At 47.7% G+C, this 16,683-nt stretch carries 20 protein-coding genes; 2 read left to right on the plus strand and 18 right to left on the minus strand.

All coding sequences use genetic code 11. From position 1 onward, the window contains the following. Positions 1–15 precede the first annotated feature (15 nt). From LEPBO_RS0107775 to LEPBO_RS42830, 4 genes are all read right to left on the minus strand, one after another. Complete coding sequence (locus tag LEPBO_RS0107775) at positions 16–1,131, minus strand: anhydro-N-acetylmuramic acid kinase (RefSeq protein ID WP_036044475.1); 1,116 nt, start codon at positions 1,129–1,131, stop codon at positions 16–18. Positions 1,132–1,135: 4 nt separating this feature from the next. Further along, positions 1,136–1,948: a type I methionyl aminopeptidase gene (map, locus tag LEPBO_RS0107780; RefSeq protein ID WP_017286986.1), complete on the minus strand. Its 813-nt coding sequence runs from the start codon at positions 1,946–1,948 to the stop codon at positions 1,136–1,138. Positions 1,949–1,995: 47 nt separating this feature from the next. Next, positions 1,996–3,525: a hypothetical protein gene (locus tag LEPBO_RS0107785; protein WP_017286987.1), complete on the minus strand. Its 1,530-nt coding sequence runs from the start codon at positions 3,523–3,525 to the stop codon at positions 1,996–1,998. Positions 3,526–3,586: 61 nt separating this feature from the next. Beyond that, the gene (locus LEPBO_RS42830) at positions 3,587–3,727 is read right to left on the minus strand and encodes a hypothetical protein (protein WP_154660824.1); all 141 of its coding nucleotides are present in this window, start codon (positions 3,725–3,727) and stop codon (positions 3,587–3,589) included. Positions 3,728–3,836: 109 nt separating this feature from the next. Here LEPBO_RS42830 and eno point away from each other — a divergent pair, with 109 nt between their 5' ends. Beyond that, entirely contained in the window at positions 3,837–5,132 is a 1,296-nt protein-coding gene (gene eno, locus LEPBO_RS0107790) for a phosphopyruvate hydratase (protein WP_017286988.1), read from the plus strand. 121 nt (positions 5,133–5,253) lie between these two features. Here the strand turns inward: eno and mnmE are convergent, their stop codons facing one another. The 14 genes from mnmE to hpxO form a co-directional block, all read right to left on the minus strand. Next, complete coding sequence (mnmE, locus tag LEPBO_RS0107795; protein WP_017286989.1) at positions 5,254–6,612, minus strand: tRNA uridine-5-carboxymethylaminomethyl(34) synthesis GTPase MnmE; 1,359 nt, start codon at positions 6,610–6,612, stop codon at positions 5,254–5,256. After that, positions 6,609–7,175, minus strand: a complete 567-nt coding sequence (locus LEPBO_RS0107800; protein ID WP_017286990.1) for a GNAT family N-acetyltransferase — start codon at positions 7,173–7,175, stop codon at positions 6,609–6,611. The genes mnmE and LEPBO_RS0107800 overlap by 4 nt, the downstream gene beginning before the upstream one ends. A gap of 6 nt (positions 7,176–7,181) precedes the next feature. Further along, entirely contained in the window at positions 7,182–8,600 is a 1,419-nt protein-coding gene (locus tag LEPBO_RS0107805; RefSeq protein ID WP_017286991.1) for a protein adenylyltransferase SelO, read from the minus strand. Between the two features lie 24 nt (positions 8,601–8,624). After that, on the minus strand, positions 8,625–8,870 hold the full coding sequence (locus tag LEPBO_RS45030) for a nucleotidyltransferase family protein (RefSeq protein ID WP_017286992.1): 246 nt from the start codon (positions 8,868–8,870) through the stop codon (positions 8,625–8,627). Beyond that, positions 8,867–9,268, minus strand: a complete 402-nt coding sequence (gene vapC, locus LEPBO_RS0107815) for a type II toxin-antitoxin system tRNA(fMet)-specific endonuclease VapC (RefSeq protein ID WP_017286993.1) — start codon at positions 9,266–9,268, stop codon at positions 8,867–8,869. The genes LEPBO_RS45030 and vapC overlap by 4 nt, the downstream gene beginning before the upstream one ends. Further along, a complete protein-coding gene (locus LEPBO_RS0107820) occupies positions 9,269–9,496 on the minus strand; it encodes an antitoxin (RefSeq protein WP_017286994.1) in 228 nt (75 codons plus the stop codon). A 287-nt stretch (positions 9,497–9,783) separates the two neighbouring features. Further along, entirely contained in the window at positions 9,784–10,095 is a 312-nt protein-coding gene (locus LEPBO_RS42235; RefSeq protein WP_144056170.1) for a hypothetical protein, read from the minus strand. Between the two features lie 452 nt (positions 10,096–10,547). Continuing rightward, complete coding sequence (locus LEPBO_RS0107830; RefSeq protein WP_017286997.1) at positions 10,548–10,925, minus strand: nuclear transport factor 2 family protein; 378 nt, start codon at positions 10,923–10,925, stop codon at positions 10,548–10,550. Positions 10,926–11,250: 325 nt separating this feature from the next. Next, entirely contained in the window at positions 11,251–11,559 is a 309-nt protein-coding gene (locus tag LEPBO_RS0107835) for a pepsin/retropepsin-like aspartic protease family protein (protein ID WP_017286998.1), read from the minus strand. 102 nt (positions 11,560–11,661) lie between these two features. Next, positions 11,662–11,922 (minus strand): hypothetical protein, encoded by a 261-nt coding sequence (locus LEPBO_RS0107840; protein ID WP_017286999.1) that lies wholly within the window; start codon positions 11,920–11,922, stop codon positions 11,662–11,664. Positions 11,923–12,021: 99 nt separating this feature from the next. Beyond that, the gene (locus LEPBO_RS0107845) at positions 12,022–12,867 is read right to left on the minus strand and encodes a trypsin-like peptidase domain-containing protein (protein WP_017287000.1); all 846 of its coding nucleotides are present in this window, start codon (positions 12,865–12,867) and stop codon (positions 12,022–12,024) included. Positions 12,868–13,069: 202 nt separating this feature from the next. Then, on the minus strand, positions 13,070–14,302 hold the full coding sequence (locus LEPBO_RS0107850; protein WP_017287001.1) for a Zn-dependent hydrolase: 1,233 nt from the start codon (positions 14,300–14,302) through the stop codon (positions 13,070–13,072). After that, positions 14,299–14,799 carry a 2-oxo-4-hydroxy-4-carboxy-5-ureidoimidazoline decarboxylase gene (gene uraD / locus LEPBO_RS0107855; RefSeq protein WP_017287002.1) on the minus strand — a complete coding sequence of 167 codons (501 nt, stop codon included), beginning with the start codon at positions 14,797–14,799 and terminating at the stop codon, positions 14,299–14,301. The genes LEPBO_RS0107850 and uraD overlap by 4 nt, the downstream gene beginning before the upstream one ends. Further along, positions 14,796–15,956 (minus strand): FAD-dependent urate hydroxylase HpxO, encoded by a 1,161-nt coding sequence (gene hpxO, locus LEPBO_RS0107860; protein WP_017287003.1) that lies wholly within the window; start codon positions 15,954–15,956, stop codon positions 14,796–14,798. The genes uraD and hpxO overlap by 4 nt, the downstream gene beginning before the upstream one ends. A 314-nt stretch (positions 15,957–16,270) precedes the next feature. On the opposite strand from hpxO, the gene LEPBO_RS0107865 reads away from it, so the two are divergent. Continuing rightward, a complete protein-coding gene (locus tag LEPBO_RS0107865) occupies positions 16,271–16,672 on the plus strand; it encodes a gamma-glutamylcyclotransferase family protein (RefSeq protein WP_017287004.1) in 402 nt (133 codons plus the stop codon). Positions 16,673–16,683 lie beyond the last annotated feature (11 nt).

Raw genomic sequence — 16,683 nt, forward strand, 5'->3', positions numbered from 1 at the left:
CTATCACGCCGCTTTCTATACTACGTGGTGAATTTCCCCTAGAAGAACAGATTTTGGTGCGCCTGTGACCTCCGGGAGATTACCAGGGATCTCGTGATATCGCCAATAGGCAAGCACAGCGAAGGCGATCGCTTCTTTAAAGTCGGCATTTAATCCCAGGTCGTCGGTCGTGCAAATGATGCTGTCAGGCAGTAAAAATTGCAGCCGCTGCTTTAAGTAAGTGTTGCGACTGCCTCCACCGCAGACGAGTACTCGATCGGGCAATTGCGGCAAAAATCTCTGATAGCTCTGGGCAATCGAGGCAGCGGTAAATTCGGTGAGGGTTGCTAGGATGTCGGCTTGAGTTAAGCCAGACGCGTCTGCAAGACACGCATCGAGATAAGCTGCACCAAAGTGTTCGCGCCCCGTAGATTTGGGCGGCGGTTGTTGGAAAAAGTCTTGTTGTAACCAGCGATCGACAAGTTCTAGATTTGGAGTGCCACGGGCAGCCCAAGCTCCATCGCGATCATACGTTTGCTCGGAAAATCGTTGAACTGCTAAATCGATCAACATATTGCCAGCCCCCGTATCCCATCCTCGAATCGGCAGGTCAGCTTTGAGCGGCGGCAGATAAGTGACATTGCCAATGCCGCCAATATTTTGCACACAGCGATGCTCGATTGGGTGTCTTAACAATGCAGCATCAATCGGCGGAACTAGCGGCGCGCCCTGACCCCCGATCGCGATATCCGCCGCCCGAAAGTTACTCACCGTCGCAATTTTGGTCTGATAGGCGATCACCTCCCCTCTGCCGATCTGCAAACTGTATCCGAGTTGAGCATTTGGCGGACGATGAAAGACCGTTTGACCATGTGAGCCAATCAGCACAGCCGGAGCTTGATTAGCTTGAATTTTCAGCGCGGCTTGGGCAAATTGAGTCGCGATCGCGTCGTCGAGTTCTGCAAGTTCCGCCAGCGACAACGGCGCACCTCCGCAGACTGCGAGAATGCGATCGCGCAGGTCTGCTGGATAGGGATAGGTTGCGCCTGCGATTAACGTCGCTTGCAGATCCTCGGTCGAGCCAGAAATATCAACAAGCGCCGCATCAATTCCATCGACGGACGTACCACTCATTAGCCCAATAACGCGCATGAGATTAGACCAAATTGCGATCGGTTAAGATTTCGTATCCGGTTTCTGTGACTAAAACCGTATGCTCGAATTGTGCAGACAGAGAACGATCTACCGTCACCGCTGTCCAGCGATCGGGCAGAATTCTCGTATTTTTGGAGCCTGCGTTGACAATTGGCTCGATCGCTAATGTCATGCCTGCTCTCAGCTTCACATTCGGCATTTGATAGGTTCTGAAATTGAACACCGACGGTTCTTCGTGCAGATTCCGCCCAACGCCGTGTCCTGTGAAGTCTTCCACGATTTTGAAGCCATTTTCTTCCACATAATCCTGGATTGCGCCCGCGAGTTCGAGCAAAAATGCCCCGGCGCGCACTTTTTCAATGCCTTTGTATAACGCCTGCTCAGCCACATGGATTAATTTAGCGGCATCTGGGGGAACGTCGCCAACGGCGATCGTAATGCAAGAATCGCCGTGGAATCCTTCAAAGAATGCGCCTGTATCGACTTTCAGCACATCTCCCTTGTGAATCACTTTCTTTTTATTGGGAATGCCGTGAACGACTTCGTGATTGATGCTGGAACAAATCGAAGCCGGGAACCCGTGATATCCCTTAAAGCTTGGAGTCGCCCCCATTTCGCGGATGCGTTTTTCTGCATGAGCATCTAAATCCCAAGTGGTCATTCCTGGCTGAACCATTTCTGAGATCTCTTTCAGCACGGTGGCAACGATGCGCCCAGATTGGCGCATGATTGCGATTTCTTCAGGAGATTTGAGTTCGATGCCCCGACGCTGTTTTTTCGAGGGTTGCGGAAGAAGATTGCTCAGAATGTTCATGTAAGGGCGCTTATTGAGAAATATCTGCTTTACTAACTTAGCTCAAACTACGGCAACCATCGCGGGTGCAGTCCAGCAAATGGTAATTCTTCTGGCTGCGTTTTAGCCGTTAGATCGTCTTTGAGCGGCAGGAGCCAGAGTCTACTGTTGGCGACTGCTTGTCCGCCTTCAGCTTTGGCACGATCGTCTGCTTGCGTTTGATCAAAAATTAAGGCTTTGCCGTCTGGCGCTAAATCAACTGTAGTTTCGCGCTGATTCGGCAGTAAGACCAGCGGGCGTAAGGTCTGCTCCATCGGTTTGCCTTCTCGCGCTGCTTTCAAGTCGATCGCGGCTAAGAACGGTTGTTCTTGAAAGGTTGTGCCTGGAAGAAGATTGGTCAGCAAACAGTACAAAAATTGATTGTTCGCATCAAATTCGGCACTGATAATCGATCCCGGAATTTTGAGAATTTCTTTTTGCACCCCTTGGGAAACGAGGAACATCGATCGCGTGTAGTCGGTGTTGAATTTCACCATAGCAGCAGCGCTTCCGTCCTGCGAAAAGCTGAGCACGGTTCCAAATTTGGGCAGAAAATCGAGCGGATTGGCTTGAGATTGTTCAGATTGGGGTTTGAGGGGCAAAATTGCCAATCCTTGTCCTTGAGCAACCGCGAGCGATCCTCCATCGGGTGTGATCAGAAAGTCGCCTCCAGTTTGGCGATTATCGATCGGTTGTGCAGGTTGCCCTTCTCGCAAAATCCACGCGCCTGCATCATTGGGATCGCGACGGCTCAAGCGCTGAATGACAATTACACTGCCATCTCGCGAAAGATCGAATTTCAGGTTTTGATAGTCTCGATTGTCTAGAACCTCGGTGATTTGTCCGACTTGAGTGGGAGAAGCGGATGCGGTGGAGGTGGAGGCACTGCCTAACTGCACCGGATCATTGATGTGAATCCCCGTTGTCACGGTGTAGAGTTTCTGTTCGGCAAGAGATTGCGGTGGATTCGTGCGTTCGATCGCGCTAAATAGAATTTTGTCATTGCCGGGATACGCTTTGAAATCCATCACAGTCAGGTTTTCCGGCGTGAGGACTTTTTTATCTTGCTGAGTCATGTTGTAGAGAATCAGCCGCCCAGTTTCATTGCCTTCTGCGCCGATAAACGCAAAACTGCGATCGCGGCTCTTAAAGGTCTCGCGAAAGGGTTGGAGAATGCCATTGCTTGAGCCTTCTTTACTAAAGCGATCGCGGGCACTTTCGAGTGAAATTGTGAATTCGGCTCCGTAAGGAGCAGGTTGATCGAAAGTGTACGCCATGCGTCGTCCTGCCCAACTGACTTTGCCTTTTAATTCGGGCTGGATGCGGAGATTTTTCTCAACGCTGGCATGATCCATCGGGCGACTAAAGGTGAGCAGGAAGGCGCGATCGTCTGCCCCAATTTGTTTTCCTTGCCAATTAAAATCACGTACTCTGGGTGCACTGCGATCTCCGCTCAGCAGCAGAATTCCGATCAAAAAGGCAGTGGCGAGCATCAGTGCGATCGCGACTCGATCGAGCGGTTGGGGAAACTTGCGGAGCGATTCACGAGACGTTTGCATAGGAAAATAAGATTGAAGATCTCCGAGCGTTATCTGATTCTACGCTACGCAATCCGGCTCTTTAGATCTGCAAACACAATAGAGAATCAGGATGAAAATTCTCTGGCGCAGTCAGGAAAATTTGACGATTGGATGACGCGATCGCAACAGGTGAGACGGGACTTTGGACTGTGCCTGTTCTCCCGACTTTTACGTAAGCCATAGACTTAAACATTCAAGACTATCAAGCCTATCGCCATAGCCTGTATTCTAAGCAAAGGCAAAAATCGATTTGCCTATTTTCTGCTCCCTCTTTATAAAGGTTGATCCCAATGATTGATGCACGAGACACTGCAATTGAATCCATCCGCGCTCGTGAGATTCTTGATTCTCGCGGTCGCCCGACGATCGAAGCTGAAGTTACCCTTGCCAATGGTGCCTATGGAATTGCACAAGTTCCAAGCGGTGCATCGACGGGAAGTTTTGAAGCGCATGAACTCCGTGACGATGATAAGAGTCGCTACGGTGGAAAAGGTGTGCTGAAAGCCGTTGAAAATGTTGAAAAAACGCTGGCTCCAAAATTGATTGGATTGGATGCGATTAATCAGGAATTGATCGATCGTACGATGATCGCGATCGATGGTTCTGCGAATAAGGCAAGTTTGGGCGCGAATGCGATCTTAGGCGTATCGTTGGCAACGGCGAAGGCTGGCGCAGATTCCTTGGGATTGCCGCTTTATCGGTATTTGGGCGGTCCGCTGTCGAATGTTTTGCCTGTGCCATTGATGAATGTGATTAATGGCGGCGCACATGCAGACAACAATGTGGATTTTCAGGAGTTCATGATTGTGCCAGTGGGAGCGGGAACGTTCCGAGAAGCGCTGAGATGGGGTGCAGAGGTTTTTGCTTCACTCAGCAAGGTGTTGCATGATAAAGGTTTGCTGACAGGCGTAGGCGATGAAGGCGGATTTGCGCCGAATTTAGAGTCGAATCAGGCGGCGCTTGATTTATTAATTCTGGCGATCGAGAAAGCGGGATACAAGCCGGGTGAACAAGTGGCGCTGGCACTGGATGTGGCGGCGAGTGAGTTCTATAAAAATGGGCAATACACCTACGATGGAACGGCTCATGCACCAACGGAAATGGTGGATTATTTAGCGCAATTGGTCAGCAGCTATCCGATCGTGTCGATCGAAGATGGTTTACACGAAGATGATTGGCAGCATTGGCAATTGCTGACGGAGAAGATCGGCAGCAAGTGTCAGCTTGTGGGTGATGATTTGTTCGTGACGAATATCACGCGCTTGCAGAAAGGCATTGAGCAAAAGGCTGGCAACTCAATTCTGATTAAATTGAATCAGATCGGATCGTTGACCGAGACCTTGCAAGCGATCGATTTAGGCGCAAGAAATGGATTCCGCTCGATCATCAGCCATCGCTCCGGTGAAACGGAAGATACGACGATCGCAGATTTGGCAGTCGCGACACGGGCAGGACAAATTAAAACCGGATCGCTCTGTCGCAGTGAGCGGGTGGCGAAATACAATCGCCTGCTGAGAATTGAGGATGAATTGGGCGATCGTGCGGTGTATGCCGGAACGATTGGTATGGCTCCGAGTTATCAGTAGTAACCCGGCAACAATCAATCTGATAGGGGGATAAAGGGATAGGGAGCAATCTGAGTCTAGGTTCTCCCCACTCCCCACTCCCCACTCCCTACTTCGCAAGCCAAACCGCAGCCAATTCGGCTCATTTGCCAATGCAGAATCGGCTAAAAATTCGATCGAGCACTGATTCTGTAACATCCTCACCTAAGATTTCGCCCAAGGCTTGAATAGCGCTGCGTAAATCGATCGTCCAAAAATCTAAGGGCAACTGATTCGAGATCGTCACTTGTACTTGTTGCAATGCTAGTTTGGCGCGAGTCAGTGCTGCGGCTTGACGTTGATTAATTGCCAAATCCATATTTGCGGCTTGAATTTGTCCCGATTGAACGGTTTCTAAAATCGCAGTTTCGAGCGCATCAATGCCTTGGTTTTGAGCTGCAGCCGTTTTCACAATTTGTAGAGCTGAAGGTAAATCTGAAGTTGGTTCAGCCAGATCGATTTTGTTAATGACAAGAATCAAAGGTCGATCGCGGACTCGATCGTAAATTTCGCGATCGAGTTCGGTAAATCCGGCTTGAGCATCGATCGTGAACAGAACCAAATCCGCAGATTCAGCGGCTAAACGCGATCGCTCAACGCCAATTTTTTCGACTTGATCCTCAGTCTCACGAATCCCTGCCGTATCTAAAACTTGAATCGGAATTCCACCCACAACCAATTGAGATTCGACAACATCGCGCGTTGTGCCAGGAAGATCCGTGACAATTGCGCGATCGCAGCGACTCCAGGCATTGAGTAAGCTCGATTTTCCAACATTCGGACGACCGACGATCGCAACTTTCAGCCCCGTTCTCAGCAGTTCTCCACGATCGGCCGTCTCTAAGATGCGAGTGACATCGGCTAAGACTTGATCAAACTGTGATCGAATCAGATCTTCATCCAACGGCGGTAAATCATCCTCAAAATCGATTCGCGCTTCGACTTCTGCCAAAATATCGAGACAAGTGGCGCGCAAGTGACGAATGGGATGTGCGAGTTTGCCTTGTAATCCGGCGAGTGCTGTTTGTGCAGCTTGCGGCGATCGTGCTCCGACTAGGTCTGAAATACTTTCCGCTTGAGTCAGATCAATTCGTCCATTCAAAAACGCTCTGAGTGTAAATTCTCCGGGTTGCGCCAGTCTTGCACCTTGTTCGATGCAGAGTTGCAGAACTTGCTGGACTGCCATAATTCCACCGTGACAGTGAAATTCGATCACATCTTCGCGCGTGTACGATCGCGGAGCAAGCATCAGTAAAAGTAAAGCTTCATCAATCAAGCGATCGGTTTCAGGATGACGAATGAACCCATATAAAATTCGATGACTTTCCCAAGCTTGCTGACCCGGTGCATGGAAGAGTTTTTTTGCGATCGCAACTGATTCCGATCCAGACAATCTGACAATGCCAACACTGCCTTGTTCTGGAACAATTGCAGTCGCGATCGCCGCAATGGTGTCACTCATCCCACTCTCCAATTTGGATTAATTAAGCTTGTGCGAATATGATCTTCCCATTTGCCATTGATGAGCAGGTAATCTCTGGAATATCCTTCGATCGTAAAACCTAATCGTCTTAAAACGCCTGCACTGCGGCGATTGTGGGGCATATAGTTGGCAGTAATTCGGTGCATATTCAAGTCATTAAAAACATAGCGAATCGCTGTTTCTAATGCCTCACTCATATAGCCATTGCGTTGTTCATTCTCAGCGAGGCTATAGCCCAAACTACACGAATAGCTAATGCCTTGAGTAATGTTCGTGAAATTGACAGCACCAATAACTTTTTTAGGATCATCTTTCTTAAACAGAAAGAGCCTGAGCGATCGATCATAGCCAAATTCGATCAGGCTTTTTTCGATCTGCTGTGCCCAAAAATCACGCGTGTAGAAATTTTTAGGACGAAAGGGTTCAAATGGCTCTAGAAAATCTCGATTCTCAGTATAGTAATTGACGATCGCAGTTGTGTCATTCTGCTGAAGCATCCGAACAATTAAGCGGGACGTTAAAAGAACTGGTGTTTGCAGCATAGACTTTCAATGGCGAATTCGAGTGAGTAAATCATAAAACGGTTGCCAGTTGTCGTCATCTGCAATCGGATTCCAAACCGCTTCAATCTCCGATCGAACTAAACCAAAGTCAGGATTGTAAGCTTTCAACCGCGCCGGAACTGCTTCAAGCTCAGGATGGCTCAAGGTATTTAAAGCCTGGCAATAACTCTGTCGCCAGTTTTCAAATAGGGTTGCTAACTCCGTGTTAGAAGTCTCACGTTGAGAGAAAATATTGCCTGCATCCTCGCTCCAACTGCGATCGAACTGTTGCGTAATCTGAGCAAAGAAATCGTGATAGTCGATTTGAGACGCTTGCAGAAATTGCACGGTTCGATAGACTAAATTCGCTGCGATCGATTGCTCTAGCTGATCAAATCCCAATCGATACAGCATTCTCTGCCGATAAGATGACTCATAGCGATCGACAAATTTCGACAATCCAGATTTCAGATCTTCAGCCGAAATCACTCGCTTTAATGGAGCTTGCAGCATTTCCAAGTTCCAGTAGCAAATTTCAGGCTGGCTTGCATAGGCATAGCGCCCGTAGTAATCAAAATAAGCCGCAGTAAATCCCGGCTGATACGCTGGAATGAAAGCATAAGGACCATAATCAAAGCTTTCTCCAGTAATCGACATATTATCGGTATTCAAAACGGCGTGACAGAAGCCTGCCGCCATCCATTGCGCGACGAGATCAGCAACTTTTTCAACTAATTCTGCATAAAACAAAGCATAGCGATCGCGCTCATTGATCAAATGCGGATAGTAAATTTCAATCACATGATCGAGCAAAATCGCAATCAAATCTTTGCGATTCAGTGCATCCAGTCGTTCAAATGTTCCGAAGCGAATATGCGATCGACTAAAGCGAATCATTACCGACGATCGAGTGGGCGAAGGTTCATCGCCTCGCCAAAGCCCTTCTCCCGTTTCAATCAAGCTCAAACAGCGCGAAGTTCTCACCTTCAATCGATGCAGCATTTCTGCTGCTAAAACTTCTCGCACGCCACCCTTGAGCGTCAATCGACCATCGCCCCCACGCGAATAAGGCGTTGTCCCAGAGCCTTTTGTACCAAAGTCATACAATTCACCATCATTCGCACGAACTTGCCCATAGAGAAAACCGCGACCATCGCCCAAGGCTGGATTATAAGTTCCAAACTGATACCCGTGATAGCGCATCGCCAGGAGGGGATCGCGCCCCTGAAATTTGCCAAACGCTTCGATGAAATGCTCATCCGTTACGGCATCTAAGCCCAACTGTGCCAAGATATCGTCGTTGCGAAATCTCAGAATATGTTGCGGAAAAGACGCGGCGGAAACGCGATCGGAAAAATCATCTCCTAAGCGCTCAAACGCAGGCTCGTAGTCGAGTGCTAAGAGTGGGTTCACAAATTCGGTCATCAACTTGGATCGGTGAGGTTTCTATCATCCTAGCGGGAAACTGAGATCCCTAGAACGACTTCCCGCCTTGCATAGAATTTTTGAATTAGTAAGGTGAAATTGCACCATTACATCAATGTCGCTGTCGGGGCGAAAGTCATCGCGCAGGATAGAGCCAAATAGAGCGAATTCTGTCACTTGCCATTTGTGACAAAACTCAGCAATGTTCTCCATTGGTAATTCGATCGCTGCAATGCTCATGTCAGATTTACTCCCTTTGTCGCGATTCATTCTGCCCAGTTTTGCAGAGATAGATTGGCAATGCGTGAAAACTCTCGCACATTGTTGCTGACTAACGTAACGCTAAGGCTCAATGCGTGGGCAGCAATCAGCATGTCCATTGCTCCGATAACCAGTCCTCTACTTTCTAGATCGCTTCTGATTGCGCCATAGAGGGTCGCAGCCGCTTGATCAAACGCAACGATTTCTAGCGGGATTAAAAATTGCATCAAAGCATTACGGTTTTTCTCTCGTTGCTGGCTTTTGCAAACGCCATATTCTAGTTCCGCCACAGTGATAGAGGATATGCCGATATCTGACAAAGCAAGATTTGAAAATCGCTCCAATACCTTTGGAGGTCTTTGCTTAATCAAATAGATGCAGATGTTCGTGTCCAACAGATATTGCATTTAGAAAGCCTCACGAACGTCGAGAGGGGGCTGCTCTCTCGTGGTCATGAAGTCTTCAGAGAATTGCTCTAAGCTATCGAAGAGCGATTGCCAAGGATGATCTTTGGCAATTAGAACGATCGCACTTCCAACTTTTTTAATGTAGACCTCCGTACCCGTCATTTTGCAGTCTTCGGGGAGTATGACAATTTGATGGGTGCCATCGGTGCTAAGTTTGGCAATATTCATGGTGCAGATCCTCTAGGTGTATTTGATGTTCAAGGCTTCTAACTGCTCATTCATCCAAATTATTGCTGTCGCTTCATCGGTTGCGATCGCTTGTTTTACTCCTGTTTTAGCAATTTCTAGTAGTTGTTTCGATCTCGATCGCCATTGCCCTCACCAACAACATTCTAGGCGCTATTTTTGGCAGGGAAAGTAGGAAACTCCATATTCAGCATCACAGGCTAATAGACAAAGCGCAACGAAGCATAAGCGTGCAATCCGATCGGTGCAGAGGATGGCAGGTGTTGGGTTCATAAGCGCGGTGGAATAGGAGGACGACGGCTCCGAATCCGCCGGGTCAGTCGGATGAGTCCGAAACCCATAATTCCACCCCACAATGGAGCGCCGATGTAAGGGGGGAACCACACGCCCGGTATTGTCAGCACATGGGCTACTGCATACCACCACGGCTTTGGTGCACCGCGCCAGCCCCAAGCAGCCATAATAAACGCAAAGCAAAACAAAGTGTATGCAAGCGCGCAGAGCGGGACAAATACCCAGTAAGACCACTGCGACGATCGTGGTAAGGGGGTCTGGATTTCTGAAGGTTCACGTTTGGGCATGGTTTTGGTTGATGTTCTAAGTAGAGGGTGCAGTTGGCAAGTGGGAAATGATTGCACGGATGACAGCAAGCGATAAAGCTAGTTTTGTCGATCGAGAAAAACTTCTGGCAAGATTCATCGATACCTTGTGGCAATGAAAAAAGTTCAATTGTGAATAGAAGCAACTCTGATTTAGGTCGCTTTGTATAGGTTTAAATTTTAAGTCTAGAGAGGTTATGCAATCTCATTCTTAAAGCGTGCTTTTGCGATCGCTGTTGATGTCTTATGACCTGATGCAATTTGTTTGGCAAGCTCGATGATTTTGAGATGTTGCCAATGAACAACTCCAGTAGCCCTCAAGTATTATTCCGTATCAACTCTAAATCATTGCTGCAAGTCAATTCTCAGCAACGAACCGATTACTTCAAAGTATTGCTATTTGCCACGATGCAAGCTTGAGCAAGTTTAGAACTTCAGACGATCGCAATAACGCTACCACCAACGATTTTCCAGCCACTTGTTCCTTTATGCCAAACTCTCATGTAGCGGTAATCACCTGCAAAGGCATTTCCTAAATACGTGCCGCTCAAGAAAATTTTAGCTGACGCAAGAACGAAGTGTTCGCTGCAAACCCGTATTGCTAGCTCTTTAGGCACGAGTTCGTGAAACTGAGTACCACCAGTACGGTGCAAGTCTAAATCCATAGCTTTAGTGACCAGTTCACCAGTTGGTCCAGCGAAAAGCAGATCATCGGCGATGAGCATATCTAGCTCAGATACATTGGAGGCTAACATTGCGGTGTAAAGCCGCGCTTCACACTCACGAATTTGGGTTTCAATTTCTGAATCCATCTTTCCCACTACAGTTATCCCTACACTTAACTATTCCTTATTATCGATCGCCCTAATCTTCATGTCAGCTATACCTCCAAGGCTTCTAGCTGCTTGTCGCTTCATCGGTTTCGATCGCTCGTTCTACTCCTGTTTTAGCAATTTCTAGCAGTTGTTTCGATCGCGATCGCTTTTGGTAGGAGACTTCAAGCTTTAAGATCCCTCCACCGAAGGCTTGCAGGATAACGGCTAAAGTTAGCAGCGGCGTGAGAACTGGAACGAAGCGCGAAGACTCTGTACCGTCCGATCCACTGTGTTGTTAGGCTACTGGCTGTGGCTACCAACTTCATTCGTCCTTCGGGCAAACCTCAAAAGCCAACTCGTGTCGGTAAAAACACACATTGAACTCTGCGAAGAAGTTCATGTGCCCAAGACTTACAGGTGTATCTCTCATCTCAGTCCAAGCAAATCCAAGCAGGACAGGAGGGAACCGTGCGATCGTGCCTAACACGACTATACCGCGTGAATCACTCCGCGCTAAATTTCCACTTAATGGAATGGATACCGTTTGATTTTCCCAGACTGCCCCTAGCTGTAGACCAATCTCGTAGGGCAGAACGTTAACACTCGCACCTGTATCCAGCAATGCTGTCACTTCTAGAGAGCGATCTCCCAGTGTAAGGGTTAGAGGATATACGGCATGATCACTGCTCGCCCTAGCTTGTCTCTTCGTTCAGTAAATGAATAGCGCTGTCCACTAAGCATTGGAGGCTTCCTTTGCTGCGACCAAAAGGTCTGACAGTGCTTGGACAGATGCACTATCAGTTTGAGGCGACCATACCACGGCTTCAGTAGATGCGAGTTGCTGGAGCAGCATATTCTCCGAATTAGAAACTTCTGTTGGTTCTAGGTTGCATCCTTCTTCCTTAGCAACTGCTAGAAGGAGAAAATGGATAAGTCGTAGCTTATCTTGATGAGATAACTGCTCAACGGTCGGCAACAGTTCGCTGAGTGACATATCGCTTGCTCCAAAGAATACGCTTCTCTATTATAGGTTTGATTCTGCTGTTAGCCTCAGGGCATATGTTAGACTGCTTTTACCAACTTATATCAAATATCAAATATGAAAAGATGATATTCCAATTGTTGCAGCTTGAATGGTCTCATCAATGGCAGAAGGCTTCCAAACAATGCCTAATTGAGCTTTGTAGTGATCATCCCCAAGTCGCCCAGAATAGATTCCTAAAAATCTTCTTCCTTCACCTATTACAGCTTCATTCTGGTTTGTAGCACCTTCTGTTAACCAATAACCTATCTGCTGTGCATAAACAGGTGAACCAGACATTCCTTCGCGCGTTGCTGTGTCAATCAAGATTTTAGGCAAGCCGTCTATATCAAAATCTGGTTCCGATGCAATACTGGCACGCTTCCAAATAGGGAAGTTAGCTCCTCCACCTATTCCTCTAGGAAACCCCAACACAAAAACATCTAAACCTGGGCGCAGTCTTATGTTGTCAAACTCAAGATTCGGATCATTTGCGGCTCGGCTCTCAGTTTCTTCAATGCCGTTCACGGGAATAACAACTAAATCTACTTTATGTCTATATCGTGGATGCTCATACCAAACAGGCTTACTTGGTGCATCCCCTTCATCTTCGTACAATGGCATAATTTGAGTCCGCCACTGCATCAATTTAGCTCCAGATTCATGTTGAGTACTGTATGGAATCTTGATGTGTAGGCGATCTGGAATTCCTGCTTGACTGGATTTACACTTCAAAGTGTCTGGCTCTCTTCCCGTGACGTTGTGCCAATTTGTTACCAAGTACGGCTTACCTTCATACAGATAGAAAAAAGCAGTGCCAATAGCAATCTTTGTGTCCTTAAAGCACATAGATATTTGGAAAGGCACGTGAGAAAATGCATCACGCAATTCGGGAAATCTTTGCTTAGAAATATCCACAGAATTTCTTTTTAGTTACAAAATTACTTGATCAGCAGGATATTCTAACAGCTATTCAAAGATTTTAAAGTGCGTTCCTGACAAAGGCTTTGCAGGACAATAATTGTTTAGACTGAAATTTTCGGTACGCTACACCAACTCGACGCACCATACGGAAAATTTCAGCATATTTTTCACTTCACTCTGATGAGTAACACCAAGGTTATCGATACAGACGATCGAGCTTCAAAAAAGTCTGTAACAAAACATTCGTTCCCTGCGCGCACTCTTCGGGTGAAGTATATTCTTCTTCCGAATGACTGATTCCCGCCCGACTCGGCACAAAAATCATGCCCATATCAGTCATCCGTCCGACTTCTTGAGCATCATGCCCCGCGCGGCTTGGAAGCTGGATATTTGGGAGTTTGAGATCCCCGCAGATTTCCTCGATCGCGCTCATAATCTTCGGGGCTGCCAACGTCGGAAGAATGTGTAACGTCTGCCGCATCTCGATTTCCGTTAGAGTCGAATCCGCGATCGCTGCAATCCCAGATTTTAATTGTTCTACTAGCATCTCTAGATGCGACTGCGACAAATCTCGCAAATCAATTCTTAAATCTACTTCTCCTGGAACTGTATTGGTCGCATTCGGGGAAACAGTCAAATAGCCAACCGTCGCCACCTGATCACCCGGAGTCTCTGAAGCAATTTGATTGACTAGTAAAACAATCTGCGCGGCAGCAACTAAAGCATCTTTGCGGAGGTGCATTGGAGTAGTGCCCGCATGATTTGGGCGACCTTTGATATTGACCGCAAATCGATACTGTCCAACAACACCGCTAACCACACCAATCGGAACCTGTGCATGTTCCAGCACTCCACCCTGCTCGACATGCAATTCTACAAATGCAGCAATATCAGTGCGTTGAGCCGTTTCAATCCGTTCCCAATCTCCACCCACTTTTGCTAAACAGTCTTGAATCGGCGTACCATCCAGTCGAACATAGTAATCTGGATCTTCATGGACTTCGCCAGACATTGCTTTACTACCAATCACCGATCGCTCTTCGTCACTAAAAACAATTACCTCGATCGGATGATCCAGCCGAATCTTGTTCTCTTGCAATGTCCGAACCACTTCAATGCCTGCTAACACACCCAAACACCCATCGAACTTACCTCCGACTGGAACAGTATCAATGTGTGAACCCGTTGCTAAAGCAGGCGCATCAGCAATCTTACCTGCATATCGACCAATCACATTTCCCGCAGCATCAATCCGAGTCGTCATCCCTGCTGCTTCCATCCAAGCTTGAACCGTTTGACGAGCTAGTAAATCCGCATCTGTAAAAGCAAGCCGACAAACTCCACCATTCGCGAGTCTGCCAATGTTAGCAAGGTCAGTAATACTTTGATTTAAACGAGCACAATTAATCGATAAAAGGGTCAAAGTCATGAGGTTACCTGTTGGATAAGACGAAAATAAGCAATCTGGGAAATTTCAGCGATCGCAGTTTGCATTTCTGCACTCTGAGAATGCTCTAAGCGCGTCACAAACGCTTCGAGAATGCTGTCCTTTGTATGATTCTTCACCGCAACGATGAAAGGAAAACCAAACTGAGCTTTATAGCGTTCATTTAACTGATGAAAGCGCTCGTATTCTTCAGGGCTAAGCCGATCTAATCCCACTCCTGCCTGTTCTTTCACAGAAGCATCTGCCATTTTTGCTTTACTGCCTAAATCTGGATGGGCACAGATTAAAGCTAGCTGTTGTTCAGAGGTCATCGATTGCACGATCGAGATCATGGCTTGATGCAGATCCTCCACACTCTCGAACGGTCGCTGCTGCCAAGCTTGAGCCGCGATCGTCGGAGTCTGTTCAAAAATCTCGCCCAATGCGTCAGTAAAGGCGGATTGTTCCATTTGATTGAGCGCTGAGAGTGAATAGGTCATTGCAAGGGACCTGTGAGAATCGTTTTTGCGATCGCATCGGTGACATCACTGGGCGATTCTTGCCGCAGTTGGTCATACCATTGAGCCGTCACTTCAGGATCTTTTCCGTGAATGACTTCTGCACGATTGCGCGCTTTTTTGACGATCGAGCGAGTTCGATCTTCTCTCGCTGCTTCATAGCGTTTCAACGCATCCTCAACGCTAATATTCGTTGTCAGTAAGAAATGGTTCAGCATGTAGACATCTTCGAGTGCCTGACAGCCGCCTTGTCCCAAATCGGGACAAGTCGCATGAGCCGCATCACCCAGTAAAGCTACTCGTCCGCGCACCATACGATCGACTGGACCAACATCTGAAATTTCTAAGCGATTGGTCTGCTCTGGATTGATTCGCTCGATCAACGTTTGAACGGGTTCAGCCCAACCTTTGAAATGCTCAGCTAGTTCAGAGCGAATTAATTCAGGCGGCGCACTCGTTCCGAGGGGTAAGGGCACATCAAAAAAGAAATACAAGCGATCTCCGCCCACAGGCATCAGGGAAGCGCGTTGATGATTGCCCACATAGATTGTCCAAGTATTCGCCGGAGTTAACGCTTCGTCGGCTGCGACTAATCCATTCCAATTCACATAGTCGCGATAAGTTGGATGCACTTCTCGATCGAGAACATATTGCCGCAAGCTCGATCGCACGCCATCTGCCGCAATCAACAAATCTCCGGTCGCTTTATGCCCATTCTCAAACTGCGCCGTCACTTGCTCTCCATGTTCCTCAACTGAGAGACAGCGATATCCCAAATTCACAGTTCCCGGAAATTTCTTTAACAGCATTGCCTGTAAATCGGCTCTGGCGACCGGATAAGGACGCTGCCCAACCTCTTCAATCAAAGGATGCAAATTAACATGATTCAGTACCTCTCCCGAAGTGCTGAGGTACTGCATAAAATCCATTTGCCCGCCAATTTCGGCAATGTCTTTCCCCATGCCAAATCGGTTCAGGACTTTCACCCCATTCGACCAGAGTGAGATGCCTGCTCCACGGGGACGCAGTTCTTGTGCCCGCTCGTACACTTCGACGGTGTGACCTGACTGCGAAAGCGCGATCGCGGCAGTCAGCCCACCGATTCCCGCCCCGATAATCACCACCTTTAGCCCATCCATACCGAACTTCCTCGCGAAATGATTATCCCGTACCTTGATTGTTACAGAATTTCAGAATACTGTATACAATCAAGCTTGCTTAAGAATAGCTTGTGATCTCATTGTGTGAACTGCCACATGCTTGAAGCAAAATTATCAATTTAGTCGAGTCACCTCCGACACTGATAGGCTGAGCCATCAATCGGCTCTCACCCAGATGATAAGGGAATCTTGACAGCATGAAGAAAGGTAACAAACCTGTCTATTCTGCACTCTGATCCCGCCTTAGAGTTCTACAACATACACAAGGAGTAGTTAGTATCGTGACGAGCAATATGACCTCAAACAATCGACGTGTGTTCATTTGTGGTTCTGCCTTGCGGGGACAGCCAGACCATCAAAACCTACAAGATGCAGTCTTTATCGGTGCAACTGCGACTCAGCCGCGCTATCGGCTGCATGTCGCGGGTGACGATTGGCATCCTGCCATTCATGAGGTCGAATCAGGCGGCATTTCGATTCCAGGAGAAATTTACGAGATGACGCAAGCCCAATTTGAGTATTTAGAGGCGAATGAACCGCCGAATATGTATGCAACGGATGTGTATTTGGAGAATGGGGAAGTCGCGACGGCTTTCTTGTATCCGAAGGCACTGATCGATGAGCACAATTTGCCGGACATTTCTAATACGTATGGGGGTTGGGCGGCTTATAAGGCGAGAGAGGTGAAGGTTTAGGGAGGTGGGGA

The organism is Leptolyngbya boryana PCC 6306, from assembly GCF_000353285.1.
Lineage (GTDB): Bacteria > Cyanobacteriota > Cyanobacteriia > Leptolyngbyales > Leptolyngbyaceae > Leptolyngbya > Leptolyngbya boryana.

Excerpts from the sequence above, each read along its gene's own strand:
- LEPBO_RS0107830 (WP_017286997.1), bottom strand. The coding sequence starts at position 10,925 with ATGGATTCAGAAATTGAAACCCAAATTCGTGAGTGTGAAGCGCGGCTT.
- hpxO (WP_017287003.1), bottom strand. The coding sequence starts at position 15,956 with ATGGATGGGCTAAAGGTGGTGATTATCGGGGCGGGAATCGGTGGGCTG.
- LEPBO_RS0107840 (WP_017286999.1), bottom strand. The coding sequence starts at position 11,922 with ATGTCACTCAGCGAACTGTTGCCGACCGTTGAGCAGTTATCTCATCAA.
- LEPBO_RS45030 (WP_017286992.1), bottom strand. The coding sequence starts at position 8,870 with ATGAATCGCGACAAAGGGAGTAAATCTGACATGAGCATTGCAGCGATC.
- LEPBO_RS0107805 (WP_017286991.1), bottom strand. The coding sequence starts at position 8,600 with ATGACCGAATTTGTGAACCCACTCTTAGCACTCGACTACGAGCCTGCG.
- LEPBO_RS0107865 (WP_017287004.1), top strand. The coding sequence starts at position 16,271 with ATGACCTCAAACAATCGACGTGTGTTCATTTGTGGTTCTGCCTTGCGG.
- LEPBO_RS42830 (WP_154660824.1), bottom strand. The coding sequence starts at position 3,727 with ATGGCTTACGTAAAAGTCGGGAGAACAGGCACAGTCCAAAGTCCCGTC.
- uraD (WP_017287002.1), bottom strand. The coding sequence starts at position 14,799 with ATGACCTATTCACTCTCAGCGCTCAATCAAATGGAACAATCCGCCTTT.
- LEPBO_RS0107775 (WP_036044475.1), bottom strand. The coding sequence starts at position 1,131 with ATGCGCGTTATTGGGCTAATGAGTGGTACGTCCGTCGATGGAATTGAT.
- LEPBO_RS0107800 (WP_017286990.1), bottom strand. The coding sequence starts at position 7,175 with ATGCTGCAAACACCAGTTCTTTTAACGTCCCGCTTAATTGTTCGGATG.
- LEPBO_RS0107820 (WP_017286994.1), bottom strand. The coding sequence starts at position 9,496 with ATGAATATTGCCAAACTTAGCACCGATGGCACCCATCAAATTGTCATA.
- map (WP_017286986.1), bottom strand. The coding sequence starts at position 1,948 with ATGAACATTCTGAGCAATCTTCTTCCGCAACCCTCGAAAAAACAGCGT.
- LEPBO_RS0107850 (WP_017287001.1), bottom strand. The coding sequence starts at position 14,302 with ATGACTTTGACCCTTTTATCGATTAATTGTGCTCGTTTAAATCAAAGT.
- LEPBO_RS42235 (WP_144056170.1), bottom strand. The coding sequence starts at position 10,095 with ATGCCCAAACGTGAACCTTCAGAAATCCAGACCCCCTTACCACGATCG.
- eno (WP_017286988.1), top strand. The coding sequence starts at position 3,837 with ATGATTGATGCACGAGACACTGCAATTGAATCCATCCGCGCTCGTGAG.
- LEPBO_RS0107785 (WP_017286987.1), bottom strand. The coding sequence starts at position 3,525 with ATGCAAACGTCTCGTGAATCGCTCCGCAAGTTTCCCCAACCGCTCGAT.
- mnmE (WP_017286989.1), bottom strand. The coding sequence starts at position 6,612 with ATGAGTGACACCATTGCGGCGATCGCGACTGCAATTGTTCCAGAACAA.
- vapC (WP_017286993.1), bottom strand. The coding sequence starts at position 9,268 with ATGCAATATCTGTTGGACACGAACATCTGCATCTATTTGATTAAGCAA.